The sequence below is a fragment of the Alkalicoccobacillus plakortidis genome (assembly GCF_023703085.1).
GTDB lineage: Bacteria > Bacillota > Bacilli > Bacillales > Bacillaceae_D > Alkalicoccobacillus > Alkalicoccobacillus plakortidis.
Map to the genome: position 1 here is coordinate 89,241 of NZ_JAMQJY010000002.1, position 24,804 is coordinate 114,044.

General features: G+C 38.0%; 26 protein-coding genes and 2 pseudogenes. 9 read left to right on the forward strand and 19 right to left on the reverse strand.

Going from position 1 to position 24,804, the window contains the following annotated elements:
• Positions 1 to 66: 66 nt before the first annotated feature.
• On the reverse strand, positions 67 to 918 hold the full coding sequence (locus NDM98_RS14855; RefSeq protein WP_251609439.1) for a GNAT family N-acetyltransferase: 852 nt from the start codon (positions 916 to 918) through the stop codon (positions 67 to 69).
• Positions 919 to 1,007: 89 nt separating this feature from the next.
• Here NDM98_RS14855 and NDM98_RS14860 point away from each other — a divergent pair, with 89 nt between their 5' ends.
• Positions 1,008 to 1,778: a Cof-type HAD-IIB family hydrolase gene (locus NDM98_RS14860; protein WP_251609443.1), complete on the forward strand. Its 771-nt coding sequence runs from the start codon at positions 1,008 to 1,010 to the stop codon at positions 1,776 to 1,778.
• A gap of 15 nt (positions 1,779 to 1,793) precedes the next feature.
• Here NDM98_RS14860 and NDM98_RS14865 read toward each other — a convergent pair whose 3' ends face one another.
• Entirely contained in the window at positions 1,794 to 2,264 is a 471-nt protein-coding gene (locus NDM98_RS14865; RefSeq protein ID WP_251609447.1) for a DinB family protein, read from the reverse strand.
• A 74-nt stretch (positions 2,265 to 2,338) separates the two neighbouring features.
• Here NDM98_RS14865 and NDM98_RS14870 point away from each other — a divergent pair, with 74 nt between their 5' ends.
• Positions 2,339 to 2,893, forward strand: a complete 555-nt coding sequence (locus tag NDM98_RS14870; protein ID WP_251609449.1) for a nucleotidyltransferase domain-containing protein — start codon at positions 2,339 to 2,341, stop codon at positions 2,891 to 2,893.
• Here the strand turns inward: NDM98_RS14870 and NDM98_RS14875 are convergent.
• The 4 genes and pseudogenes from NDM98_RS14875 to NDM98_RS14890 form a co-directional block, all read right to left on the reverse strand.
• A pseudogene (locus NDM98_RS14875) lies at positions 2,880 to 3,246 on the reverse strand (YybH family protein). The gene NDM98_RS14870 and the pseudogene NDM98_RS14875 overlap by 14 nt on opposite strands.
• Before the next feature lie 326 nt (positions 3,247 to 3,572).
• Positions 3,573 to 3,776 (reverse strand): hypothetical protein, encoded by a 204-nt coding sequence (locus NDM98_RS14880; protein WP_251609452.1) that lies wholly within the window; start codon positions 3,774 to 3,776, stop codon positions 3,573 to 3,575.
• Complete coding sequence (locus NDM98_RS14885) at positions 3,757 to 4,200, reverse strand: nucleotidyltransferase domain-containing protein (RefSeq protein ID WP_251609455.1); 444 nt, start codon at positions 4,198 to 4,200, stop codon at positions 3,757 to 3,759. Before NDM98_RS14885 ends, NDM98_RS14880 begins: the two co-directional genes overlap by 20 nt.
• 22 nt (positions 4,201 to 4,222) lie before the next feature.
• On the reverse strand, positions 4,223 to 5,950 hold the full coding sequence (locus NDM98_RS14890) for an ABC transporter substrate-binding protein (RefSeq protein ID WP_251609458.1): 1,728 nt from the start codon (positions 5,948 to 5,950) through the stop codon (positions 4,223 to 4,225).
• Between the two features lie 115 nt (positions 5,951 to 6,065).
• Between NDM98_RS14890 and NDM98_RS14895 the strand changes: the two genes are divergently transcribed.
• Both NDM98_RS14895 and NDM98_RS14900 read left to right on the forward strand, forming a co-directional pair.
• Entirely contained in the window at positions 6,066 to 7,277 is a 1,212-nt protein-coding gene (locus NDM98_RS14895; RefSeq protein WP_251609461.1) for an MFS transporter, read from the forward strand.
• 73 nt (positions 7,278 to 7,350) lie between these two features.
• On the forward strand, positions 7,351 to 8,139 hold the full coding sequence (locus NDM98_RS14900) for a CPBP family glutamic-type intramembrane protease (RefSeq protein ID WP_251609464.1): 789 nt from the start codon (positions 7,351 to 7,353) through the stop codon (positions 8,137 to 8,139).
• A gap of 313 nt (positions 8,140 to 8,452) precedes the next feature.
• On the opposite strand, the pseudogene NDM98_RS14905 reads toward NDM98_RS14900, so the two are convergent.
• From NDM98_RS14905 to NDM98_RS14925, 5 genes and pseudogenes are all read right to left on the reverse strand, one after another.
• Positions 8,453 to 8,932: pseudogene (locus NDM98_RS14905) on the reverse strand (GNAT family N-acetyltransferase).
• A gap of 13 nt (positions 8,933 to 8,945) precedes the next feature.
• Positions 8,946 to 9,890: an HD domain-containing protein gene (locus NDM98_RS14910; RefSeq protein ID WP_251609467.1), complete on the reverse strand. Its 945-nt coding sequence runs from the start codon at positions 9,888 to 9,890 to the stop codon at positions 8,946 to 8,948.
• Positions 9,877 to 10,344 (reverse strand): GNAT family N-acetyltransferase, encoded by a 468-nt coding sequence (locus NDM98_RS14915; protein WP_251609470.1) that lies wholly within the window; start codon positions 10,342 to 10,344, stop codon positions 9,877 to 9,879. The genes NDM98_RS14910 and NDM98_RS14915 overlap by 14 nt, the downstream gene beginning before the upstream one ends.
• A 301-nt stretch (positions 10,345 to 10,645) precedes the next feature.
• The gene (locus NDM98_RS14920; RefSeq protein ID WP_251609473.1) at positions 10,646 to 10,939 is read right to left on the reverse strand and encodes a GrpB family protein; all 294 of its coding nucleotides are present in this window, start codon (positions 10,937 to 10,939) and stop codon (positions 10,646 to 10,648) included.
• Between the two features lie 66 nt (positions 10,940 to 11,005).
• Positions 11,006 to 11,935 carry a hypothetical protein gene (locus NDM98_RS14925; protein WP_251609475.1) on the reverse strand — a complete coding sequence of 310 codons (930 nt, stop codon included), beginning with the start codon at positions 11,933 to 11,935 and terminating at the stop codon, positions 11,006 to 11,008.
• A gap of 152 nt (positions 11,936 to 12,087) precedes the next feature.
• On the opposite strand from NDM98_RS14925, the gene NDM98_RS14930 reads away from it, so the two are divergent.
• On the forward strand, positions 12,088 to 13,155 hold the full coding sequence (locus NDM98_RS14930) for a Rap family tetratricopeptide repeat protein (RefSeq protein ID WP_251609477.1): 1,068 nt from the start codon (positions 12,088 to 12,090) through the stop codon (positions 13,153 to 13,155).
• 379 nt (positions 13,156 to 13,534) lie between these two features.
• Here the strand turns inward: NDM98_RS14930 and NDM98_RS14935 are convergent, their stop codons facing one another.
• The 4 genes from NDM98_RS14935 to NDM98_RS14950 form a co-directional block, all read right to left on the reverse strand.
• Positions 13,535 to 14,545, reverse strand: coding sequence for a DUF4179 domain-containing protein (locus tag NDM98_RS14935; protein WP_251609478.1), 1,011 nt, complete (start codon positions 14,543 to 14,545; stop codon positions 13,535 to 13,537).
• Positions 14,529 to 15,065 (reverse strand): sigma-70 family RNA polymerase sigma factor, encoded by a 537-nt coding sequence (locus NDM98_RS14940; protein ID WP_251609491.1) that lies wholly within the window; start codon positions 15,063 to 15,065, stop codon positions 14,529 to 14,531. The genes NDM98_RS14935 and NDM98_RS14940 overlap by 17 nt, the downstream gene beginning before the upstream one ends.
• 155 nt (positions 15,066 to 15,220) lie before the next feature.
• Positions 15,221 to 15,793, reverse strand: a complete 573-nt coding sequence (locus NDM98_RS14945; RefSeq protein ID WP_251609494.1) for a hypothetical protein — start codon at positions 15,791 to 15,793, stop codon at positions 15,221 to 15,223.
• A gap of 149 nt (positions 15,794 to 15,942) precedes the next feature.
• On the reverse strand, positions 15,943 to 17,352 hold the full coding sequence (locus NDM98_RS14950) for a right-handed parallel beta-helix repeat-containing protein (protein WP_373370416.1): 1,410 nt from the start codon (positions 17,350 to 17,352) through the stop codon (positions 15,943 to 15,945).
• A gap of 89 nt (positions 17,353 to 17,441) precedes the next feature.
• Here NDM98_RS14950 and NDM98_RS14955 point away from each other — a divergent pair, with 89 nt between their 5' ends.
• On the forward strand, positions 17,442 to 18,362 hold the full coding sequence (locus tag NDM98_RS14955) for a S66 peptidase family protein (RefSeq protein WP_251609497.1): 921 nt from the start codon (positions 17,442 to 17,444) through the stop codon (positions 18,360 to 18,362).
• A 6-nt stretch (positions 18,363 to 18,368) separates the two neighbouring features.
• Here NDM98_RS14955 and NDM98_RS14960 read toward each other — a convergent pair whose 3' ends face one another.
• The 4 genes from NDM98_RS14960 to NDM98_RS14975 form a co-directional block, all read right to left on the reverse strand.
• The gene (locus NDM98_RS14960) at positions 18,369 to 18,923 is read right to left on the reverse strand and encodes a GNAT family N-acetyltransferase (protein ID WP_251609499.1); all 555 of its coding nucleotides are present in this window, start codon (positions 18,921 to 18,923) and stop codon (positions 18,369 to 18,371) included.
• Positions 18,924 to 19,248: 325 nt separating this feature from the next.
• Complete coding sequence (locus NDM98_RS14965; RefSeq protein WP_251609502.1) at positions 19,249 to 19,401, reverse strand: hypothetical protein; 153 nt, start codon at positions 19,399 to 19,401, stop codon at positions 19,249 to 19,251.
• 83 nt (positions 19,402 to 19,484) lie between these two features.
• Complete coding sequence (locus NDM98_RS14970; RefSeq protein ID WP_251609504.1) at positions 19,485 to 20,477, reverse strand: Gfo/Idh/MocA family protein; 993 nt, start codon at positions 20,475 to 20,477, stop codon at positions 19,485 to 19,487.
• 82 nt (positions 20,478 to 20,559) lie between these two features.
• A complete protein-coding gene (locus tag NDM98_RS14975; RefSeq protein WP_251609505.1) occupies positions 20,560 to 21,468 on the reverse strand; it encodes a helix-turn-helix domain-containing protein in 909 nt (302 codons plus the stop codon).
• Between the two features lie 126 nt (positions 21,469 to 21,594).
• On the opposite strand from NDM98_RS14975, the gene NDM98_RS14980 reads away from it, so the two are divergent.
• The 3 genes from NDM98_RS14980 to NDM98_RS14990 are packed head-to-tail and all read left to right on the forward strand — an operon-like array spanning position 21,595 to position 24,779.
• Complete coding sequence (locus NDM98_RS14980) at positions 21,595 to 22,341, forward strand: sugar phosphate isomerase/epimerase family protein (protein WP_251609507.1); 747 nt, start codon at positions 21,595 to 21,597, stop codon at positions 22,339 to 22,341.
• Positions 22,342 to 22,357: 16 nt separating this feature from the next.
• Entirely contained in the window at positions 22,358 to 23,467 is a 1,110-nt protein-coding gene (locus NDM98_RS14985; RefSeq protein ID WP_251609509.1) for a Gfo/Idh/MocA family protein, read from the forward strand.
• Positions 23,468 to 23,486: 19 nt separating this feature from the next.
• Entirely contained in the window at positions 23,487 to 24,779 is a 1,293-nt protein-coding gene (locus tag NDM98_RS14990; protein WP_251609511.1) for an ABC transporter substrate-binding protein, read from the forward strand.
• Positions 24,780 to 24,804: the final 25 nt, after the last annotated feature.

Consider the following 24,804-nt stretch of genomic DNA (forward strand, 5'->3'; position numbering starts at 1 on the left):
AATTGGATTGTGAATGATATTCCTCGTAATGATTGGTCATAATATCCCCCCTGAACTATTAATGATTCATCCAAAAGCCTGCGCTGCAACTGCAACTAGGTGGCCATTTCTTTTTCGTGTATTTGTGTGGTTTAGTGCCATAACAGGTGGTTCGGTCACTTTATTAAATCCTCTTTCTTCTAGGAAACGAGTCATCGTTGGATCAGTTTGAACTAAATCAATTCTCACTTTACCTGTAAAGTCTTTTAGTAATTCTTCGATAAGTGAAATAGCGTTATCACTGCACTCACTGATTATTGGTCCTAAAATGACATTTTGAGGTGTACGTATACTTAAAGCATAGCCAGTTATCTCGCCAGATGTATTCCTAATGACTACACGTTTTTCAGATTGCTTTAGTCTTTGTGTTAGAAAGCGTTCTCGTTTATCACCAAAAGCCTGCTCATCTATTTTGACTACTGAGTTAAAATCCTGCTCTTTGTAAACATGGACGGAACTATTATTCACTTCACATTGATTTGTGTGCTTAATTGCGGCAGTATATTTTTCAATGTGACTTATGATTGTAAAACTCATTTTTTCATATAGCCTTTTTCCCTCTTCCGTAGCAATCAACATGATTAAACATTGATTAGAATTAACCGCTTGAATACAATCTTCTGTTACTTCTCTTCCTAATCCCCTACCTCTAAAATCAGGATGAACAATGACCATACCTATTGAAGCCACCTTCTGAAAATCATATTGAATAATGGCAGCACAAGCTACTACTCTATCTTCAGAGTCTACGCAACCAAAGATTTGTCCTGATTTAAGAATTGTATGTATTTCATTTTCGTTATAATCCCATCCTACTTCTGATGATAGACTAATGAGCTTCGAACAATCCAGCTGCGATAGTTGTCTTACTTTAATCATTTAGAAACCCCTTCTCACACAGTATCTATTTCCTTATTTTATCACAAGTGGTATATATAGAGTGAAGCCGATCACAAAAGGAGTCTACTATGTATAAAATTGTTTTCTTTGATGTAGATGGAACATTAACAGATCATCGAGATGGCAGCATCTCCATCTCAACTAAGCGCTCAGTTAGAACTCTTATTAACAATGGAGTTCAGGTGGTTGCTGCAACAGGTCGTCCCCTATCTATGTGTACAGAGCTAATAGAGTTAGGTATTCAAACTTTTATTACGGCAAATGGAGCATACGTTAAGTACAAAGATGAGGTTATACATAAAAATGTGCTAGACCAGGATGTTCTGATCGATGTGATACACTATGCAAAAACCAACGATTCTGGCCTTTCTTTTTTTACAGAGTCCTTAAGTATGAATGGTGTTAGGAATACGAAGATCAAATCTGCATTACTAGAGACTTTATTATTAAATGACTACCCCATTACTGATGAGCAGATTCACTTAAAAGAGATCTATCTACTATGTTTGTATGCAGATCATAAAACTGTGCAGCACTATGAATCTCGTTTTCCAGAGCTGACGTTTAGTAGATGGCACCCATATATTTGTAATGTTCTACAAGAAGAAGTGGACAAATCAATTGCAGTTAAAAAAGTTCTTACTTTTTTTGACCTAGATGAATCTGAAGCCATTGCTTTTGGCGACGGTTATAATGATATGCAGATGCTCGAGATGGCGGGGCTTGGAATTGCGATGGGAAATGGGAACGAACATCTAAAATCTATAGCTAATTTTGTCACAAGAAACTCCAGTGATGATGGTATTGAATATGCATTAAGGAAGTATGGGGTGATATAATTTAATCTTAGATTTTCAATCCCAAATAACAGGTCTAGGCACTTCCATTGTTCTTAAATAGTCTAATAATTGTCCTGTATGTACAGATTCGTGGTAAGCAATACGCAACAGCATATCCCCAAGTTCTCTAATATACCCTTGTTTAGAACGATCGACTTTGATTAATTCTAGGTCAACATCTGAGTATGTTCGGATTGTACTTAAGAAATCATTACGATACTTTTTAGCAAACTCTAATTCATCTTGAACCGAATGATAAGGTCTCTCTGAAAAAGGAGAATCAAAAGATACGAGATCTCCTCTATTTAGAATAGCAAGATGATAATAATGCTCACTTTCAAGTACATGACGAATCATGTGTATACAACATAAAGCGTGTTCATCTGGTTTCCAATAAAGCTTACTTTCAGGAATAGACGTCCAAACTTTAATACTTCTTCTTCTTACTTCTTCAAAATTAAGAACGATTAGTTCAGTACTTTTCATACGATCACTCCTGTTTTCATTTTATTATACACGAACAAACGTTCTGTAACAATACATTAAAGAAGGTGAAAATAATGCACATAACACTTACAAAGCTCTTAAAAGAGTTAGAGAATAAAAATCTCACCTGGGCTATTGGTGGCTCTCTTATGCTTTCAATTCGCGGATTAAAAACGACACCAAATGATATTGATCTATTGGTTACACAAAAAGACGCTCAAACCATTAGTGGCATTTTGGATTCAATGGGTACACGTTTAGATCCTATCTCTAGTCATCCAGTATTCACTTCTAGTTATTTTGCAAAGTATGAAGTAGATGGAGTAGGAATTGATGTGATGGCTGACTTTGGTGTGAAGCATAAAGCTGGTTTGTATGTTTGTCCTTTTGCTACTGATTCAGTGACGACTATTCATGTTGTAGATGAATCACCGTGTCCGCTAAGTTCAATTGAAGATTGGTATGTTCTGTATTCGCTTATGCCTAATCGAGAGGGTAAAGTCGAGCTCATTGAGCATTATTTTAAGGAACATGGTGTATCGCAGCCTTTGTTGTTGGAACGCGCATTAGATCAGCCTCTTCCTTTAGAGATAAAAGATAAAATTAATCGTTTGCTTACGGATTTTTGACTGTACTAAGATGTTCGTGAATTAATTTCCATTCACCGTCTAATAACACAAAAACATTCGTTGCTCTTCCGCTACCAGAAATGAATTCTCCATCTACATACCCAGAGTATTGATAGGTATACATGCAAGAAGCACTGTTATTATCTTTAGTAAGCCAAGTCACATCCTTTGCAGCGTAGACTTCATCATTAATATAATTCCAGCTTCCATTAAAATACTGTTCGATTTTTTCCAAGGTGTCACAAGTTTGGTCACTAAAGAAATAAATTGCGTTTGGGTGCAGTAGCTTGGCGACTTCCTTAAAGTCATGTTGTGTTTGTTGCGTAAATATATTCATCTAATATAGAATCCATTGTGTCCTCTCCTTGTCTGTCTTCATTTTTGAGCAACTCATGTCTGTTTTCGAGCATTTTTCAAAATTTTGAGCATTCCTCGTTTGTTTTGAGCATATACGATGTTTTTTTGAGCATTATTGTTATCTTTGAGCACCGTCTTTCATTTTTTGAGCACTTATCCTTTATTTTTGAGCATTTGCATTTAGCATTCAAGCCATTTTAAGCTGCGGTCTAGTCCGCTAAGTAATATTTGATTTGAACACTGACCATTTGAATGAAATAGTGTTTCTAACTCGCAAAAAAGAGTCTCATCAGGGAAATATCGTTTTAGAATTTCTACATTTTCAAGATTTTTTGTGGACCAAGCTTTTGTCTTGCACATTAATCGTTAGATACAATCCTCTTATGATTCGTTTAATCATTGTTCTTTTTCTTAAAGATGAGATGTCAGGTGTAGTCAGAAGTTCTTTTTTATATCGGATCATCACGCCTCTAAAATCTCCATTTAGTGCTAAGCTGACTTGTTCATTAGGTTTCATGCGTGGCAATTGCTTGGCTCAAATCGATTCCAATTAAACATGTACACATATGTTTGAGCCAGAACCCCCATTCATATTTATTTTCTAGAGCTACTACTTGCTTTAAAAAGCCAATATCATAGTCCACTTTTGTGATGATGTATTGAGTCTCTGCAAGAAGTGACTCCGTTCTAGACATTATCAACTCTTTCTCAGAACTATTTAAAACTGAGTAAACAATAACAGTCAAATCCAAATCTGATGATTCAACTTTCGCCTCTCCCCTACCAATACTTCCGTAAAGGTACACACTGTGCAGTTTGTTTTTCAGAAGCTCTTGCACCATCTCAGTAAAAGACTGGACAACAGGTCGAAAAGAGTCTTGGATATACGTTTTAGAGGTTGGATTAATGATGTATCCATCTGAATCAGTACCAATTTTTGTTGGTAGCATATCACGCACTCCTTTTAACTATCTAAGGTAACCATAACTTCCTAAAATCCACATGACCATATGAGTGATGTGTGGCATTTTGAATAATGGGATCAATCGTTCTTGTAATAGTAGGATGGTAGAGAAAAACTAGATGTTTCTCATCTCTTAAAATCCTCTCCGTTTCAATGATAATCTGCTCTCTGTCGTTAAAGTTGTGCGCACCTTCAAATGCGTTTAATTGTTGTTTAATAAACTCTACTGTCTCTGTTTGCAAAAATTGCATAATAGATAAGTGTTCGTTTCTAAATATACTCATAAAGGAGAGATGCCTATCTATTGAAAAAATCATCTTCATAAATAAAAGATCAACTTCATTCATGATTGTTTGATCATAAAAATCTGTGTGTGAGATCGGCATTAATTTCAGATTGATTCCAACGTTTCCTGCTTCCTCAATAATCCATTTGGCCTCCACAGCTGTGAGTTCATTGTCTAGATACCCTAGCTTCATTTCCTCACCTGCATAATTTGCTTTAATTAACAATGTTGAGATGAGTTTTTGGTTTTTTTCTAAGTGTTTTGAACGCATCTCACTGAAACTGCTAGCTTCACATACATTTAACTGTAAGTCTTTAATCATTTTAGGTAGGTCCATTAAATGATAAATCGCTGTTCTAAGTAACGAATTTTTTAAAATAGTGTTCCTGTTTTGGTTAAATAATAGAAACACAACACATAAATCTTGCAGTGTTTGTTCTTCAATTTTTGTCTTGGATTTCTCAGGGTTGGACTGCAAGTACAGTACATTTGCAGCATCTTTTGAAACGGTATAAAAGTGAACCTCATCAATTAAAGCACGTTCTTTAAAATAGTGTTCAAAGGCTTGAAGAATAATTTTTGATTTTGAACGCTCTTTTAATAAAAACGGCCCCGTGCCAATCCATTCTTGTTCATTAAAAGGTGTGTTTGAAGGAAGAATACAAAAAGTAGCAGTGGATAACATCTGTAGAAATAGTGAATTTCTCTTTTTTAAATGGATACTAACTTTGTAAGGAGTCTCACATTCTACTTTTTTGATTGATTCTACTAACCATGCATATGCCTTGCTTTTTGTTTTAAGCCGTTCAACTGTGAATGCAACATCAAGGCTACTGAGCTTATCCATGTTATGAAAGTGAACGTCTTTTCTTAGATAAAATGTGTAGATCAACTCTGATTGGTCTACTATGAAGTGATGTGCTAAGTGAGGAATAATACGATTTCGTTCTGAATCGTAGCAAACAAGTGTATCACCAAGTTGCTGTGTTAGATGCACTTCTAGGGCAATTGATACGTTTACTGGATCAAGCGTGGACACTTCGCGAGACTTAAACATATAAAGAATGTCTTTTGATATTGAATGACGCTTAAAACCAAATAATTTCTGAAACTCAGAAGCAGAAGATAACTGAATTAGCCATGACCTAGGTATAGGAAGTCTTAAAATAAAAGCAACCATATCTAAGTTACCAAGCTCCACATATTTCTTTATATATGCTTCAATTTCTTCTTTAAATGACTGGTTAAAAAGTAGAACTGAATAATTGCCACGGCCTCTTCCTGGAATGTAACGAAAATAACCATCTGCTTCTAGCTTGTTGAGTACTCTCTTCACATTTCTTCTTGTACAAAACCAGAGCTGTTCGAGGTCTTCATGCTTAAACGAGACTTTAAAATCCTTTTCTCTACTATGAATATAAGATCTTAAAACTAGATATTTCTCTTCCAACTCCATCACCTCTCTAAAAGGGGACATTAATAGCTTAATTCTACCCTTTTTACCTCTTTTTAGAAAGAAGATAATAGTGATAGATCCATCACTATATCGAATGGGGAGCTGCAAAATGGTTCACACAAAACTCAATCATATTTATAATTACATTGCCTATTTTCTAGGCACAATTCTGTTCAAGCTTGGGGATAAAATCTATTTGATTGCTATTCCATGGCTTGTCTATGACCTAACAAAATCTTCAGCTAACATGGGGATGATGTTCCTGGTACAAACACTACCTCTCATTTTCATCTCACCAATCGCTTGGATGCTCGCTGATCGCTTCTCTCGTAAAAAAATGATGATATTCTGTGCAGTGATTCAAGGGTGCTTAGTTCTAGTGATTCCTCTCTTGCAGCACATGGACTTATTAAAAATTGGGTTTATCTATGTTTTAGGTTTTTTCATTGCAAGTGCTGGTGCATGCTTTAATGTAACCAATGGTACAATCATTCCACAGTTATTTTCAAAACATCAGTTAATGCGCGTTAACTCAATTTTTCAATTCATTGATACAAGCTCTGTTTTATTTGGCAGCGTGTTAGCCGGAGTTCTGATTAGCCTAATTGGAATTCAGCCTCTGTTTGTCATTGTTGGAGTGTCCTACTTTCCAATCATCTTGTCCTTACTTATGCTAACTCTACGACATTCCTCTGATCACCCTATCAAAACAACTGGATGGCAATCATTAAAAGAAGGCGCTCATTATCTCTGGAATCATTCCGTTTTACGCTCATTAACATGGCTCATTTTTATTGTAAATATGGCAAATGGAGCTTTAGTTAGTATGTTGGTTTTTTTCTCACGTGATGAACTTGCGATTACTTCAACGGAAATGGGTTGGGTATATGCTGGTGCAGCAATTGCTCAAGTAGCAGGTATCCTGTTGTTGAATCTAATGAATAAGAAGAATCATCCATTAAATTTGATGGTTACTACACTTATTATTAGTGCTTTAGGCATTGTAGGTACAGCTTTGAGTTGGAATTGGATTAGTTTGATGATCTGCATCGCTATTCAAAGTGCACCAGTTATCATGTTTAACGTATTAAATAAGACCTTTAGACAACAAATTGTCCCTTCCTTTATCCTAGGTAGAGTGAACGGAATAATCATGATGATTAGCCTCGCTTCTCTACCATTAGCGGGATTTGTTACTGGCATTCTCTCTGAGTTAATAAATATTCGATGGATCTTTTTAACATTAGGTATTATTTCAATGTTAACAGTTATTCGATTTAGATCATTAGGTACTCAAAAAGCTAACGTCATTGCTTCTTAATAACAAGTAACATGCAACCTCTTGAACATAAATGACGTAGATGAGTTTATACATATGTAGGGAGGCGCTTAAAATGGAGACAGTTCGTAAGCCTTGGCGTTCTTTTTTATTCTTTATGTTTTTAGGTGTTCTTGCCGTATTAACGTTGCTGCCGATGTATATAGAGATTATTCCTGAGCAATTGGCTGAGTTTGGAATTCCATTAACGATTCCGGTTCACGTTATCGCGTTGCTCTCTTTGATTAATCCACTGCTTTTTATTATCGTTGGTTTAGTTGTGGGGCATTTACTCGCTAGTCGAACTGGTCTTGTTTCTTTTGTTTATGAGACGGATCGATTTAGACGACCTTTTTGGAGTCGATTGGTTAAAGTGCTCAAACCATCGATTCTCCTTGGAGTTCTGGGCGGTATCATTGTCATGAGTGTTGAGTTTCTTATTCAACCTCTACTCCCGTCAGAGTTACAAATGGTTGGTGCTAGCGGCTCTCTAAGTCTGATTGATTTTGCCTCAAGAATGCTCTATGGCGGGGTTGCAGAAGAACTGATGCTCCGATGGGGAGTTATGACATTGCTTGCTTTTCTTTTGTGGAAAATTTTCAGTCGTAAGAAGCTGCAGCCATCGCCTCTTTTGATGTGGATCAGTATCGTTCTTTCCGCATTGCTTTTTGCCATTGGTCATTTTGGTGCGACTGCGGCCATAACAGAGATAACTGGAATTGTGCTCTTCCGAATGCTATTTTTAAATGGGTTTCTTGGGTTAATCTATGGGTTGCTTTTTTGGAAAAAAGGACTTGAAGCCGCAATGATTGCACATCTGGTTACCCATATCACTTTAATTGTGATTACTTTCATATTTTTATAACTAACTCATCCCTACAACCAATATCGTTAGTAGGGATGAGTTAGTTATTTTTTTATGTGAGTGTCATAAAAATCGATTGATTTATATAGAAGAAAACCTGATATAGCTATAGAGACAAAGATTAAAACAAAAAGTCCCACGCTAAGTGCACTTCGGTCGATGATCGTATTCATAACTATTGGCTCACCATATTTAAAATAAGCAACAAAACTCATTCCTATTTGTAGCATAAGGGTAAACAATATACTTGCAACAAATGATAAAACAATCACAAGTAAAAATTGAATTAAAAATCTAAAGATATGTAAACCTCCTAAATAGACGATAAGTGCTTCATAAACTGAACACGGTCTTGCCCATCTCCATCATAGTTTGAGGTGACCGCTATTCCATCTATCCATTTATCACCTTCACACATTTCAAATCCCATTTTTTGATGATAGGCAATTGAGTTAGTGTTTTGTGGCGAGGTGATACATCTTACCGTGTTACGTCCTTCTTTTTGAACCACGTCATAAAACTGCTAATAGAGTCTTTGACCAATCTTCTGCTTACGATGATCTGGATGGACACCAACAAAATGAATATAGGCCTCATTGTCATTTGTTTGTGAGAGGAATCCAATCAGAAACCCTACCATCTTCTCATTATTTTCTATTATAAAACTCGTTTCATTAAAATGATGGAAAAATAGTCTTGGCAGCATGTGAGACATCTCTCGTCCTCCCCACCATTCATTAACAACTGGTAGAATTTGCTCTTGATCATAACTATCTATTGTTCGAATTAACATGTGTTACCCCCCTCTACTTTAAGCACACTTCATATTCTTTTAACATGGACTCAAGTTCGGTTGCAAAAGTGCTTGCCTGATCTGTTTGGGTCATTTCATCTCCGTTGATAAGAGGTAGCCTATGATAGATTTTCCCTTTAGGCACAACGTATCCAGTCCCCGTTATCGTTTCTGAGACGTGTATACGATTCGGCTCAAATAAAAGCGCCTGGATAATGGAACGAGCCTTTGCATTAGGTGACTGAATTAACTGGGCTGTCACTTGGGCATCAATTAAAAAAGAGAAATCCTGTTTCACAGAAAACCAGTGAAGGTGAACTGCTTCTGCAAGTAACCGGTCAGCAGCTTTTAACATCGGTGCGTGCATATACGTATGGTCTTTTACAATAATGGATAAAAGCCACTCTGCTGTCTGCTGATCTGTTGAGATGCCTTTCTCCGTACAACTGAGATTTGTCAGTATTTCGCTTGGATCTCTATTTAGATCACTCATCATATATGTATCTCTTATGAAGCTGTCTAGATGATCCAGTCCTAGTACTAAGTCCGTACCTGTTAATGGCGACTGATTTGTTAACAAATGACAGACATCATCCGTTGAGATACCTGCTTTTTTTAAGCGACTACTAATATCGTTGCTTTGTATGTATTTGAGAGTCAGTTGATGGTGATTGTAGCCTAATGTTCTCTCAACAGCGTGGGAAAATGGGAGATGGCCAATATCGTGCAAAAGTGCCGAAGCTCTCAATAAATGATGTTCAGGGAAAAAATATGCAGCCAGCTTCCAAACCCCAATTGTATGTTCAAATCGTGAATGAGTTACTGGTGAAACAAATGACCCTGCACCGTAATGAGCTAGGTGCTTTAAACGTCTAAGGTATGAAGATTGAATTAAGTCTAGTTCCAGAGGGGTAGGTTGTATACCAGGGTATAGCGGTTCGTTTCTAACATTCATCATATTTTCTCCTTTGAGAGAGTAATTTTTCAAAATAGATACAGTTATGCTTTCGTTGAACTTCATGATACCCACACGTTTTATAAAGGTGGATCGCACTGTGCCAATGATCACTCGTTTCCACAATCAGTTTAGAATAACTTTGCTTGTGGGCTTCATTTTCCAAATGACTGATCATGCGTTTAGCAAAACCTTGATTGCGCCATTGTATGTCTACTGATACCCGTTCAATTCCTACTACATGGTTTGAGCGCTTTGTTAAAGCCCCAGTGCACACTACTTCACCTTGTTTTTCTCCGATAAATAGTTTTCTATCTTCACCATTATAGCTCATTAATAGATCTTGCAAGTCTGTATTATAAGTAGTATCGAACACAGAGAAACGCTCTTTTAATCCATCTAAAATAATAGATTTAGCCTTTTCGACTGTTTGAAGAGAGACCAGCTTGATTCTCATAAAAGCATCGCCCCTTTTCCATGATAAGTACCAGAAAACCTACCAATCAGTAAAAAATGCAGTGAGCTTAGGTCCACTGCATTGTTCTTTTATAAACGGTTTATGAAGTCTTTAAAATGTTTAGACTGTAATACCGTCTCTATAAATAATGATTTTCTCTCTCGATACTTATCCATTAATCTACCTTCATACTCAAGCTTTAACTTATTATATTTTGCTTGAATATCAGGGTTTTGCTTTAGATATTCTGTTAGTTGCCAAAAATGATCAACCTCTGAATCAATTACAGTTAATTGAATCCCTATATCAAGCTCATCCTGACATTCAAAAGCTGAAAAAAGGACGTTTGTGAGCTCCCTGTATTTAATTGATAAAGGTTCAATAAAGCTCGTTTTGCTGATTGAAAGTGCTCCTGTTTTACTCTAACTTGTAAGTCGATATCACCTTTTGTGATGGCATGATCTATAGCTGTGCTTCCAACGTGATAGATGTCTGCAGCAGGAACAGCTTCTTGTATCTGTACTGTATACTTTGTGAGCATTCTTTTTAAAATGGTTTGATCGACTTTTTTCAGATAAAAGATCTCTTGATTCATACCATCCCTCACTTATCGGTAACTAAACAAATAGACATTAATTACGGTACGTGAAATTTACTATTCTTACGCTCCACTAAATGAAAAATTAAAGTTAACAGGCTCTCCGACCTTTGCTCCAGTATTTTGGTTCACTGGTGCATCTGTCACTCCATATATAGAGTAAATATCTTTGAGATTCATGCTATCTATCATATAAAAGAGTGTGATGTGATGCTCTGTATTAGGTGGGAGATCACCATAACCTCTTCCTGCTCCACTAAACATTTCATGCGCATAAAACGTCTGTCCACCTGAATCAAAGCGAGTATTATCGACATGGAATGTGATTGGATCGCTGCTTGTGTTTGTAACAACCGCATCCAGCTGAATGTATTCCACATAATCACCAGCTACTCCTGCCAGGCTTTCTTCTGTCACATCCCCACTGACTTTGCTAACACTTTTAAGCTGTATCGTAACAGGACCTGTGCTGAGTGTTTGGATGTTTTTGAGTGATGATTCAATTGTAAAATTTCCTGAAGCATTTTGCACATTGGCTCCAGTTGATCCATCCACAGCAAACGCACCTCTGTTATGGTAAATCGATTCGTAGGTTTGCTCTGGTTCGGGTTCAGACTCTTCCTGCTTTTCTTCTTTCTCCTCTTTCTCCTCTTTCTCCTCTTTTTCATCCTTTACTTTATCTTGCTCTTCTGTAGATTCCGAGCTCTCATTGTTTTCTTCCGTTTCCTTAGCTGTAACACTTTCTTCTTCTACTACTTCATCATTGTTTTCTTTTTCTTGCTCTTCTGCTTCTTCTTCTTCTTCTTCTGCTAATGCGTCTTCATCTTCCGTCTCTTCTTCCTCATCCATAAGGACCAGCATTTCTTTCTCTCTATCCTGAGCTGCTTCTTTGTGTGAATGACTTCCACTCAAGCGTTCCTCTGATTCTTGCTGATTACAGCCTGTTAAAGCCAGTACAGTGACAGCAAATGAAGTGATTAGTAGTTTCTTCAACTTTCTTCCTCCTTTTAATCTCTTTATAAAGGGTAACAGACTTTAAAACTAGTTCTCAAGCAGGAATTTATGACTAAATCTAATACATCCTGTGATATAGTGTTAAAGCAATTATTCATAAGCCGATAAATGAATTAAGGGGAGGTGTAGAAATGACAACCGTTATGTTACCTGGGATTATTGTTGGTTCAAAGTGTGCAGAATGGTATAGCAGTATGATTGCCAGTGACTCAAGTCGTGCAACCATCCTTAAATATGAAGTGGACGATATGATCAAAGTGATGGAACCCGATGACAAAGTAATTGCCTATTATTCGCTACTCCAGTTTCGCTACAACGTATTACTTGAAGAACCTACTACTCAATTTACCCACACAAATGACACCATAGAACCTTACTTAACATATATGTACTACTTTATGAATGGACAAAGCGATTTTTATGCAGCAAGATACACGTCTGCTATCAGAAAATATGAAATGGCAGAGGAATATCTAGAACAGGTTTCTGATCCATATGAACAGGCGGAGTTTTACCTTCGATTAGCCGAGGGCTACTATAGAATTAATCAGTACGTATTTGCAATCTCTTATATGGAAAAGGCAATGGCTATCTTTAAAACGGAAAAAGTCTACAAAAATAAAGTGTTAAATGGGTACCTACTTCTTGCAGGAATTAATACTGAATTAGGAGAATTTACTAAAGCAGAGGATAACTATCAAACAGCTTTAGCAGATTCTACTGACTTTCCAAGAATCCGTGCCCTACTTTTAAGAGGACTTGGCCTTAATCGCCTTAAGCAAAACAAACAAAAAGAAGCGATGTTCTATTTTGAAGAAGCATTAGCAACAGGCGATCATGCAGACACAATCGTAGGCATGAAATCAAAGGGTGATCTGGCTTTTATCCACCTACGTTTTGGTGACATCCAAACTGCCATCCCACTACTAGAGGAAGTGGAGACTCGCTCTTTGGAAGTGAATGATATTGAGTACATAGCTAGATGTAGAGTGTACAGAAATCTCTATGTTCACTATCATCGTGACCTTGTTGAAAGTGGATTGAATCTATTAATAGAACATGAACTTTATTTTGATGCTTGGGAGATTGCCGAAGACCTATCCACTTATTATGAAGCAAATGATGACTTTATCTCTGCTCTGAAGTACATGAAATTAGTTACGCAAATGAACACCAAACAGAATACATTAGGAGGGTGAATGAACTGAAGATTTTTCGAAGTCTTTTAGTCATTTCTGTTATTTTGCTGATTTTTTCATATCAACCTGAGATAGTAAACCAAACATCTGAAGAAGAAAGTTCGTGGAGAGGCAAAGTGGATTTAGAGAGGTAGAACTTTGGGCGTGCACAGAGCTGTTCTGGCTAAACTGAAGAATTAAGTGGCAGGCATAGAAACAGATTGCCTTATTATATTAATGATGAGAACCGTCCTAAGTATAATTCTAGGACGGTCTTTTTGCACATGATAGCTCTTCTTTCCAATGTATCGGCTCTTCTTCCTATGACCTATCGATTTTCGCGCGGGCTTCAATTTTTTTACACATTATGATTGCGTTTTGAGCATTCAGCTTTCCACCCTTATTCCTCTATTAGCTCAATGTTGAATGAGTCAAACTCTAAATCCTTACCTGGTGCCTTGATGATCGGTACTATCGTCATTTGATCTGACATTTCAACTTCTTCTAGATCTACTCGAATTCTGCTATTAAAGTGGAGCCATTGATTGCTATAATCTCCACTTCCATCACCCGATAGTATGGTTGTTTTTCCTGTGTTTGGATCGATTAATTTAATACTAATGGATGGAGATAGATAGCTCTCATCCTTTTTTAGTGGTTCTTTTAATGTAATAGGAATGATGAGCTCGTTTTCGGTTTGAGTGATACTATCAATGTTAAGAGTAATGCCTTCAAGTACTTGGTTATTATAAACAGGGATCATCGGCAGGCCCTCGACTTCTTTTATTAAAAAAGTAAAGTCCCATACCTCATCCTGATCTGCAGTTAGAGTCATTCCGAGCGTAAACTCATTAGGTAAATCATCTCGTAAATCCAATTCATTGTATCCTGTTAGCTCAGTGGGGCTAATCACTTGTTCAGATGTAAACTCACCGTAGGCGTTCAGTTCTTTCTCATCTACCCTGTGACTAAAAACAGAATCAATAGCACTTTCCTCAAAATTTTCCGTTTCAGATTCGATACTGTAGTTAATGGTTAGTACGCTTTGATCATATAGAGCGTCTTCGATTGTAACAGTTTGCCCATCTATTGTTTGTGAGCCACCCTCAAATCTGCGTAATTCTAAATTTTTTGGTTGCTCATCGATTACTTCTGAATCTTCATCTTCCAAAAGTGCACTTAAAAAAGGGATATTCGAAAAACCACCTGTATTTGATTGAGAAAGGATGGTTGCACCAATGAGCAAAGCACAGCCAACCGCAACACTACTTGAGAGAAACACAAACAAGTTTCTTGGTCTCGCCATCGATGACGTTTCTTGAGTTAATTGTTGCTCTGCTTGAGAAATGCCTTTTTGAATCGCTTGACGTACTTCGTGTTTTGGGAACTCTGATTCAGATGATTTTCTCAAAATATTCACTCCTCTCCAGCTGCTTTTTTAATTGTTTTTTTCCACGTCTCAAATGTGTTTTTACCGTATTCACTGGTATATTCATCGTTTCAGAGATTTGTTTAATTGGTAAATCATGATAATAAAAAAGAATAAGAACAGATTGGTAAGGTTCTTCAAGCTGATAAACAAGCTCTTTTAATGTTTGAGTTGATTGGGTAGGAACCGTTTTATAGTCTACACGTTTTAAAAGCTCCTTTTCATCAAAAGGAATCATGCGTTGTTTTTTCTTTACTATTTTGTAGCATTCGCGAATTAGAATTTTTGTCAGCCATGTTGAAAAATATTCAGGGTGTTTAAGCTGATGGATAGAAAGGTATGCTTGGCAAACCGCTTCCTGTATAGCATCCAGGGCATCATCTTTATTTTTCACATAGGAAAGTGCGGTGTAATACAATGTCTCTTCTACAGAGAAAAGAAGCGTCTCAAATGCTTGCTTATCTCCTGAAATTGCTCGTTTCACATCATCGATTGTATGCATCTCTTACCTCCCTTCATACATTAGAGAACACTGACGCTAAAAAAGTTTCAACAAAATAAAAATAGACAGTGAACACCATTCGATGTCCACTGCATTGTTTAGTTTAGGTTTGTATATCCAACATCTAAATCCGGTACGTGAAATTACCAAATATCCTACTCCAATCCTTCTCTCACAATAAACGAGATCTCAGAAGAAATTTCATAAGACTTAGATGGTTCTTGGTCTATGATAAAATCAGCAATTCCTGTCACTGAATATTCACCTACTGGCAAGCCCTCATTCTCGTTAAACTCTTTAAGAAATGACTGATAGTCGGCATCTGCTTCAGTTGACCCAGACGCACCTGAATACTGCTCTTGTAGAGGTTGATCTCGCACTAGATCTGTCGTTACATATGGTTCTGGCATTGGATAATCAACGGTGTATCCACGAAGATGTTCATAAAAAAGAAAGAAAAACGGTGAATAGGCGTGACCGATCGTTATGCTCTCTTCATCTCCTTCATACACAAGCTCTGCATAGATCTCAATAGGTTCCCCTACTTGATACTCTTCTTTTGTACTAACAAGACGATAACTAAAATCATCCTGCTGCTCTTCGCCAATTGGTTGTGCACCTGGGTATGGGCGATCTGGATCTGCCGGTTCATCACCTAATGTTACATCCGTTTGATTGCTACACCCTGCTACGCTAAAAATAAAAATAAGCATCAAAGACCTTTTCATCAGCATCCACTCCCTTGTAGAGATATGTAATCCCACCATACCATATTAAGGATAAAGCTAAAAACAGCCCTTAATATGCGGGCTGTTCTTAACATTACTTATTTAAGGTTTTGTCCATTTTGCTCGATGACTTCTTTGCCCGAGAAAAATTATCGTCTAGAATGAAAAGAATTGGCTGGAGATTCATCTTTCAATTCAAACTGATAGTGATCCGCGTCTACAAAATCGGGATCATCATAAATAGATTGTTCATCACTGCCCGTCAAATCCTGAAAAGCTTCTAGTGAGCTAACTTGCTCTCCTTGCCATATCCAAATTGGCTTTTTATTTGTTTCCTTATGGTATACGTTTTGAGTCAATGTGTTATCTATACTCTCTTCGTATTCGTTATTCACAAAGATTCCAGAGTCGCTCGTAGTCATGATATTGTTTTTTATGACATTGTCTACTGCATTGTATTGAAACAAAAGCTGCCCGCCATCCATATCTTTTGTATCATTTTTATATAAGATATTCTCAGCTATCAGAGAGTCTGATGTACCACCCCGCTGATCATCGTATCCTCCAATAGAAATTCCTGTGTAGTAGTTTTCATACACAGTGTTGCGAATTATTTCAATTCCACTTGCATTTTTGCCACCATGTTCAGAGGTTGCTTCAATGCCAATGTCATTTTGATAAACCGTATTTCCTTCAATTAAAAGGTCACTGCCTCCATCTACATAAATGCCGCCTGCACTATAATTATTTCCGTAGCTCGGATTACCATAGCTTGAGTTATGACGAACCGTATTGTTGCTAATGACCCCATTACGAGTAAAATCAGATGAAGCATCATGGGCCGTTCCTTCATATCCAATCAAGTCAATGCCAATGTTGTTGTTGTGCTGAATGACATTCTCGGTGATTAAAAAGTCGCTTACATCTCCGTTTAATACAAGCGCTTCACTCCAACCAAGTTTTAAATCCTCTAGCGTGTTCTCTTGGATAACAATATTTGATATAGGCTCATCACCATAAACTGCAATCCCGTGTGCATTACCTTCATCTGCATGTGTTTCAATATGATGAATATGGTTTTTCAGCAATTGAATATGTTGACTATCCCCAGTCACTAGAATACCCATGACTGTTTTCTCATCACGATCTGTCTTTAAGTCACTTACCTCTAACCCTTTTATGGTTACGTAGCTTTTGTCTACAATGTTAATAAGTTCAATGTCTTCTTCATTATCTTGAAGTTCTCCCCCACTAATGTGAACCGGCTCATTTTGGTAAGCCTGAAAAACAATTGGTTCTGATTGGCTTCCACTGTGTTGGACGATTAAAGGCTCGTAATAGGTACCTTCTCTAATAAATACTTTCGTACCTTTTATTGCTCGCTCTGATGCTTCTTCTAGTGTCAGCAATGGCTCTTCAATTGTCCCTGAATTTTCATTATCTCCATTGGTCGCTACATAAAGCTCATTAAAATGAATCTCTTCTGAGCTGCTCTGAACGCAACCGGCTACTATCAAGCTTACAAAAATACTACTTATTACAAAACATTTTTTTATCACGTAACTCGTTCCTCTCACCTTAAGAAAACATGGTTTTTCCTGATTATCGTTGCATATACATTTCAAATAAATGAAAAAGGAGGTCTTGAATGGCTAACAAACCACCCGCATTACAGCAGGGAGATACAATTGGTATCGTCACACTTGGCAGTCCACTTGATCCAACCGTCATTAATGCTCGTGCCGATTACCTGCGGTCGCTAGGATATAATGTCATTTTTGGCGAACATGTCTTTGATCAAGATGGATTTCTTGCAGGTACAGCAGAAGATCGAGCTGCTGACCTGATGAGTATGTTTACTAACGATTCAGTAAAAATGATCCTTCCCTCACGTGGAGGTGTAGGTGTCGCTGGTATTCTGCCTTTTCTCGATTTTGATGTGATTAAGCAGAACCCCAAAATTTTAACTGGATATAGTGATATCACCGTTTTGCAGAATGTATTGTTTCAATATGCTGACTTACTTAGTTTTCAAAGTCTATTACTTATTGATTTTCGTCCCACAACTCCAGATTATAATTTTGACCAGTTTTACTCAGCTGTGTCAGCACCCATCCAAACAAAACCACTGACTAATCCACCTGAATTTCCGTTAATTAGTCTTGTCCCAGGAAATGTGTCTGGTACATTAATTGGTGGGAATCTGACATCCTTTGTCGACACGCTTGGTACAGACTTTGAGATTGATACAAGTGGAAAAATTCTCGTCATAGAAGAAACACATGAACCAATAAATACGGTCTATCGTTATTTAAGCCATTTAAAAGAAGCCGGCGTCTTTGATGAAGTGGCCGGTATCATTATGGGTGAGTGTACAAATTGTGAAGAAGCATATGGTGTTTCTTATAATGACCTCATAGAGAGCTTCATCGTCCCGCTAGGCAAACCCTTAATAACCAATCTCAAAACAGCCCATGGCGAGTATAAAGCCGCTGTGCCCATTGGCGCCCGTGTGAATTTAGATGCTGTGAACTCCATCATTACCATCCTTGAACCAACTGTAAGCTAGGATTAGCTAGATTACAGTTGGTTTTTTCCATTCATCAGCAAGTATTCCGTACACGATATGGTCTACGTAGAGATCATACAGTTTTTCAGCTTGTCGAATTCGACCTTCCTCTACAAAACCTAATCGTTTTGGTATCTGCCTACTTTTATGATTTTGCTCCGCTACACGTATCTCTACTCTATTTAGCTTTAACTCGTAAAATGCGTAATCGATTAGAGCTTTCGCAACAGCCGTCATAATCCCTTTACCTTGATGAACATCCGCCAACCAGTATCCTATCTTTGCTATGTCACTTTTCCAATCAAGCTCATTAAACCCAGCAATCCCAACCATTTTCTCGTTATATCTAATCGCAACATTTATACTCTTATTGTCCGCATAGCTTTTTAAGGAAAAATCAATAAATCTTCTAGTATCCTCAACGCTTTTTATTTGATCTAACCACGGGAGCCACTGCCGAAGATAATTTCGCGATTGATCGGTTAGTATAAAAAGCTCATCTGCATCAAGCGTATTTAGTAAGGTTAAGTCTATCTCTTTTTGATTTATATGTAATTGCATTACATTTGCCCCAATTGCATGATTATAGATTTTAGTATACCATTCAAAGACTTACTTGGAGTATTTTTAGACGAAAAGCATTTGTTGCAATTAGAGGTGGGCTCTATTGCATTGATAATTGCTCGATCGTTTGGGTTTTTTGGTCCATCGTTTTGAATTTTGGTTTCTATCGTTTTGATTCGGGCTTCCATCGTTTCAATCTTATCTCTATCGCTCCATTTCCGGCTTCTATTGCTCCAATCTGTACTCTATCGCTCCATTTCAGGCTCCCATTGCTCCAATCTGTACTCTATCGCTCCATTTCAGACTCCCATTGCTCCAATCTTTACTCCATCGCTCCATTTCCAGCATCCATCGCTCCACTCGACCTTCCATCGCTCCATTTCCAGCATCCATCGCTCCACTCGACCTTCCATCGCTCCATTTCCAGCATCCATTGCTCCACTCGACCTTCCATCGCTCCATTTCCAGCATCCATTGCTCGACTCGACCTCCCATCGCTCCAAATCCACACCAAATACCCGTGAAAATCCTTTCACGGGTCCTAATACATTTCAACTATTATCCTAATGAAATTCGTTTCCCTTGCTCTGATGATTCTTTTGCTGCTTCGTTTATTCTAGTAAGGTCAAGCATATCCTTTTGTGTAATGCGTGGTGTTTGGCTGTGCAGGATTTCGTTCAGCCATTGCTGCATGGCACTTTCCGCTTGTTCTGGGAGCTCTGGTGTTTGCCATTCTCCGTCTCCAAGTTCAATCGAACGAATTTTAAGTGTTCGATCTTCTACTAGGATACTGCCCTTTGTGCCATGTAATTCAAGGATAAAGGGGCTGCCGTTTGCCACAAATCCAGCCTCAATGACACCTATTACGCCTGATTGATGTCGTGTGATCACCGTTGTATGATCATCCACTTCTCTTCCCGTATAACGGCCCATCTCACAAAGAACTGCTTCTACATCACCTGCTAGACGGTTTGTTAAATAAATCGGATGTGCACCTAAATCAATGAGTGCGCCTCCTCCACATTGCTCCGCGTGATAAAAATGCTCAGGAAGCCAACCATTTGGATTGGCATCGCTTGGAACGGCTCCTCCATGCTCGAGGCGGCAGCGAATCGAGGTTAATTCACCTAATAAGCCATCATCTAATGCTTTCTGTGAATAAAGATAAGTAGGGTCATTTAATCTCGGTAATGAGAGCATCAGCGAAACTTCATTGCTTTTAACTTCTTTAAAAATCTCTTCGCATTCTGAGGCCGTAAACGCTAAGACTTTTTCCGTGAATATATGTTTTCGTGCTTGAGCGGCTGCAACAATGACTTCTCTATGCAGATTTGTTGGGGTATCAACAATAACCGCTTCAATATCCTCTCTTGCAAGTAGTGTAGTTAAATCAGATTCAAAATCAACTTGAAGCTCTTCGGCCCAGTTTTGACCGCGCGAGGAATCCTCATCCCATACCGCAACAATTTCTATATCTTTATTTTCAATTGCTTCTTTCGCATAATCATTTGCATGGACATGCCACCGACTTAGCATTGCTACCTTTACCATTTTATCATCCCCTGTAAAGTAATCGCTTTCAATTTATATCCTAGACAAGTCCGGCTGAATCGTCAAGACAAAATAGTGATATTTATTTCAGATCGTTAGCGGCTAACTTTTTTCTGAATTGATATGGGGATGTTTGCTTAAACCCTCTAAACTGTTGAATAAAATAACTTGTACTAGAATAACCAACTGTAACAGCAATTTCTGTAACGGTTAAATTCGTTGTGGATAAAAGCTTTTCTGCCTCTGTTACACGTACATAGTTTAAGAGCTCAGTAAAAGAACGTCCGGTTATCATTTTGATCTTGCGCGAGAAATAACTATAGCTCAACTTACAGTGCTTTGCCGCATCCCTAGCAGTAATTGCTGTAGAAAATTGTTTCTCAATTAAATCAAACACTTCTCGCATTAAGTTAAGTTCCACCTCATTGTATGGCTCTGTTTCTCGTATAGCGACACCATGATTCCTCCAGTATCTAAGCACCTCTAAAAAGATCGAGCAAATTTGAATTCGGATGGCAAAATCATATCCATACTCTTTCAAATAAAACTCTTTCATGATTTGATCGATAATGGTTGAAATAGCTGTATGACTCGTTTCTTTTTTTGTTAATAGTGTCTGCGGACTTGTTTTAGCCATCGTAAAAGGTAGAACATACTTTGATTCAAAGATTGATCGTGATGTTGAATATAACACCTCTGGCTCAAGCTTAATGACGAGGTATCGCGTATCTTCACCTTCTTCAGCAAATATGGAGTGAACTTCATTTGAGTTGATGATAACTAAATCACCTTCTTCCATAACAAACGTTTCTCCTCCTACAAACATTTTTGCTTTGCCTGAGAAAGAAAACAATAATTCAATTGCTTCATGGAAGTGAGGATTTGCAATTTGATTGGATGGGGAGCTGTGCTCCATATGACACTGGATGGGTTGTTTTAATGCATTTTCTTTTAACACATGTTCATGCTGTACGTCTGAATAAGCAACCATATTCTCTCCTCGCTTTCTTCGATGACAAATATCTGTTACTTTATAATACTTTAACTATATCACCTTCTCCATCTTCATGTTACATTTTTACTGAGTTTAAGCTTCTAACAGAGAGGTGTGTCTATCATGAAAAAAATTGGGTTACAGCTGTATTCAGTAAAAGAACGTTGTTCTGAGAACTTTTTTGGGACACTTGATGCTGTTGCAAAAGCCGGCTATGATGGTGTTGAATTTGCAGGATATCACGGAAAAACGAGTAAAGAATTAAATAACCATCTTAAAAACAATCAATTAAAAGCCGCAGGAAGTCATGTTGGCATCCAAGAGCTTGAATCTAATCTTGAAGGCGTTATTGAGTATTCGCTTGAAATTGAAAACCCTTTCATTGTTTGTCCTGGTCTTCCCGATCATTATCGAGATAGTACAGATGCGTATAAACGGACTGCTGAACTTTTCTCACGTATTGGTGAAACGGTCTCAGCCGCTGGCCTAACATTCGGCTACCATAATCATGATATTGAATTACAGACGTTTGATGGAGAGTATGGGCTTGATTTATTGTTCGCTCACAGTGATGCACGCCATGTCTTTATGGAGCTTGATACATATTGGCTTGAGGCAACTGGCTTAAAATCTGTTGACTGGATTCATCGCTATAAAGACCGAATTAAAGCACTGCATATTAAAGACATGAACAACCTGACAGAGAAACGAAATGTTGAGGTTGGCTCAGGAGTAATGGATTTCAAGAAGATTGTTACAGCAGCAAGTGCACAAAATATAGATTGGTACATTGTTGAACAAGAAGAATTTAGTATGGATGAATTTAAATCAATTGCGATAAGTTCTGCGTATTTAAAAACAATTTTATAATGAAGGAGTGTTAGACATGGAAAAGGTCGTACGAGTAGGAATCATTGGTTGCGGGGGAATTGCGAATGGCAAACAAATGCCAAGCCTAGCAAAAGTTAAAGAGGTACAGATGGTTGCGTTCTGTGACATCGTTCAGGAACGTGCAGAAAAGGCTGCAGCTGATTATGGGACTGAGGAAGCAAAGGTCTACACAGACTTCACTGAGCTTTTAAGTGATACATCGATTGATGTAGTCCATGTATGCACACCGAACAAATCGCATTCAACAATCAGTATTGCTGCAATGGAAGCTGATAAACATGTTCTTTGTGAAAAACCAATGGCAAAAACAGCCCAAGAAGCACGTGAAATGGTAGAAGTAGCCAAACGCACTGGGAAAAAGCTGACGATTGGATATGACAATCGTTATCGTAATGACTCTCTTTACTTAAAAGAACTAGTTGAACAGGATGAGCTTGGTGAAGTTTATTATGCAAAAGCTCATGCCGTACGTCGCAGAGCTGTTCCTACTTGGGGAGTTTTCTTAAATGAAGAAGAACAAGGTGGCGGACCGTTAATTGATATCGGTACACATGCCATTGATTTAACACTTTGGACAATGGATAATTACAAGGTCAAAAGTGTTGTTGGAAATGTTTATTACAAACTTTCCAATACCGAAAATGCTGCAAATGCATTTGGCCCATGGGATCCAAAAGAATTTACAGTAGAAGATTCGGCCTTTGCTTTTATTACGATGGAAAATGGTGCAACTGTCTCACTTGAAGCGAGCTGGGCACTCAATACACTTGACGTCGATGAAGCCAAAACAACCCTTTGTGGAACAAAAGCCGGGGCAGATATGAGAGATGGCCTGCGCATTAATGGTGAGAAATTAAGTCGATTATATGTAACAAAGCCTGATCTTAACGCCGGTGGTGTTGCTTATTATGATGGTGGCACAGAGAGTCAAGCTGACCGCGAAGCAAGACTTTGGATTGAAAGCATCTTAAATGATACAGAACCATTTGTAAAACCTGAGCAAGCTTTAGTTGTTAGTGAAATACTTGAAGCGATTTATGAATCGTCTAAAACGGGTAAAACCATTTATTTTGATCAGAAAGAACAGTTCTCTACTTCAAGTTAATGAAAGGGTGTCATTAGCTATGGCGAGGTCTTCTGACTACAAACGTTATCTATTAATAGGGATCAGCACAATCTTTGTGACTGCAGGCTGTCAGGCCACAGAAACTTCAGAAGAAATAGAAGAACCTATCTCTGTAGAAGGTAAAACAACGGTCTCATACTGGCATAATCATACTGGTAGAGGTCAGGAAGCACTCGAACAGGTTGTAGAGGATTTTAATAGAAGTCAGGAAGATATTTTTGTTCAAGCCATTTATAGTGCCTCATCTGAGGGAGACGATCAACGGTTACTAACGGCTATTGCCGGTGGTAACCCCCCTGATCTTGCCCACTTTGACCGCTTTAAAGTGGCTCAATATGCTGCTGAGGATTCGTTGGAATCTCTTACACCATTTATTGAGAGAGATAGCTTTGATATGGGTAAGTATTATGACTATGCAGCAATGGAAACAATGTACAATGATGAATACTACGCAATCCCGCTGACTACTGATTCAAGGCTTTTATTCTATAACAAAGATCGTTTTGAAGAAGTTGGTCTTGATCCAGATAATCCACCTTCTACGATTGAGGAATTAGATGAGGCTATTGATCGCTTATCTGTTTTTGAAAGCGGTAACATTAAACAATTAGGTATGGTGCCGTGGACGGCTCAAGGCTGGTTTTATACGTGGGGCTGGTCATTTGGTGGAGAGTTTTATGATGAAAATACTGGTGAAGTCACATTGACTGACCCGAAAAATATCGAAGCACTTGAATGGCTTGTAAGCTTTGCAGAAAAATATGATGCGGCAACCATTACTAGTTTTGATACGGCTCAGGGAAGTAATGAGATGGATCCATTTAACCTTGAGTTATATAGTATGAAAGTTGATGGTCCGTTTGCGATATCAAATATTGAACAGTACAACCCTGACTTAAACTTTGGTGTAACACCTATCCCAACACCAACCGGAGATAACTTCACTACATGGTCGGGCGGAATGTCGCTTATTATGCCTAAAGGAGCAAAACATCCTGACGAGGCATGGGAATTCATGAAATACTACGGGAGCGAGGAAGCTCAACGTACCTTTAGTGAGATCGATAACCAAATGTCAGTCATTGATACCGTAAATGAAGAGCTGTATAGTGATGATCCGATTATGAGCGAATTTATCGACATTCTCCCAAACTCAAATGCACGTCCTCCTATTGCTAATGGTCAGCTACTTTGGAACAAGCTCGATAAAATGGTTGAGTATGCGATTCATGGTCGAGGAGAGCCTGAAGAATTATTAGAAAAGGTAAACAAACGTGTAAATGAGCAGTAGTAACTTCCGAACAACTTTGATGGGA

Excerpts from the sequence above, each read along its gene's own strand:
- NDM98_RS14920 (WP_251609473.1), bottom strand. The coding sequence starts at position 10,939 with ATGAATCAAGAGATCTTTTATCTGAAAAAAGTCGATCAAACCATTTTA.
- NDM98_RS14955 (WP_251609497.1), top strand. The coding sequence starts at position 17,442 with ATGGCTAACAAACCACCCGCATTACAGCAGGGAGATACAATTGGTATC.
- NDM98_RS14965 (WP_251609502.1), bottom strand. The coding sequence starts at position 19,401 with ATGGATGCTGGAAATGGAGCGATGGAAGGTCGAGTGGAGCAATGGATG.
- NDM98_RS14990 (WP_251609511.1), top strand. The coding sequence starts at position 23,487 with ATGGCGAGGTCTTCTGACTACAAACGTTATCTATTAATAGGGATCAGC.
- NDM98_RS14970 (WP_251609504.1), bottom strand. The coding sequence starts at position 20,477 with ATGGTAAAGGTAGCAATGCTAAGTCGGTGGCATGTCCATGCAAATGAT.
- NDM98_RS14885 (WP_251609455.1), bottom strand. The coding sequence starts at position 4,200 with ATGCTACCAACAAAAATTGGTACTGATTCAGATGGATACATCATTAAT.
- NDM98_RS14855 (WP_251609439.1), bottom strand. The coding sequence starts at position 918 with ATGATTAAAGTAAGACAACTATCGCAGCTGGATTGTTCGAAGCTCATT.
- NDM98_RS14985 (WP_251609509.1), top strand. The coding sequence starts at position 22,358 with ATGGAAAAGGTCGTACGAGTAGGAATCATTGGTTGCGGGGGAATTGCG.
- NDM98_RS14860 (WP_251609443.1), top strand. The coding sequence starts at position 1,008 with ATGTATAAAATTGTTTTCTTTGATGTAGATGGAACATTAACAGATCAT.
- NDM98_RS14865 (WP_251609447.1), bottom strand. The coding sequence starts at position 2,264 with ATGAAAAGTACTGAACTAATCGTTCTTAATTTTGAAGAAGTAAGAAGA.
- NDM98_RS14870 (WP_251609449.1), top strand. The coding sequence starts at position 2,339 with ATGCACATAACACTTACAAAGCTCTTAAAAGAGTTAGAGAATAAAAAT.
- NDM98_RS14960 (WP_251609499.1), bottom strand. The coding sequence starts at position 18,923 with ATGCAATTACATATAAATCAAAAAGAGATAGACTTAACCTTACTAAAT.
- NDM98_RS14975 (WP_251609505.1), bottom strand. The coding sequence starts at position 21,468 with ATGGTTGCTTATTCAGACGTACAGCATGAACATGTGTTAAAAGAAAAT.
- NDM98_RS14910 (WP_251609467.1), bottom strand. The coding sequence starts at position 9,890 with ATGATGAATGTTAGAAACGAACCGCTATACCCTGGTATACAACCTACC.
- NDM98_RS14900 (WP_251609464.1), top strand. The coding sequence starts at position 7,351 with ATGGAGACAGTTCGTAAGCCTTGGCGTTCTTTTTTATTCTTTATGTTT.
- NDM98_RS14980 (WP_251609507.1), top strand. The coding sequence starts at position 21,595 with ATGAAAAAAATTGGGTTACAGCTGTATTCAGTAAAAGAACGTTGTTCT.
- NDM98_RS14915 (WP_251609470.1), bottom strand. The coding sequence starts at position 10,344 with ATGAGAATCAAGCTGGTCTCTCTTCAAACAGTCGAAAAGGCTAAATCT.
- NDM98_RS14895 (WP_251609461.1), top strand. The coding sequence starts at position 6,066 with ATGGTTCACACAAAACTCAATCATATTTATAATTACATTGCCTATTTT.
- NDM98_RS14945 (WP_251609494.1), bottom strand. The coding sequence starts at position 15,793 with ATGAAAAGGTCTTTGATGCTTATTTTTATTTTTAGCGTAGCAGGGTGT.
- NDM98_RS14930 (WP_251609477.1), top strand. The coding sequence starts at position 12,088 with ATGACAACCGTTATGTTACCTGGGATTATTGTTGGTTCAAAGTGTGCA.
- NDM98_RS14940 (WP_251609491.1), bottom strand. The coding sequence starts at position 15,065 with ATGCATACAATCGATGATGTGAAACGAGCAATTTCAGGAGATAAGCAA.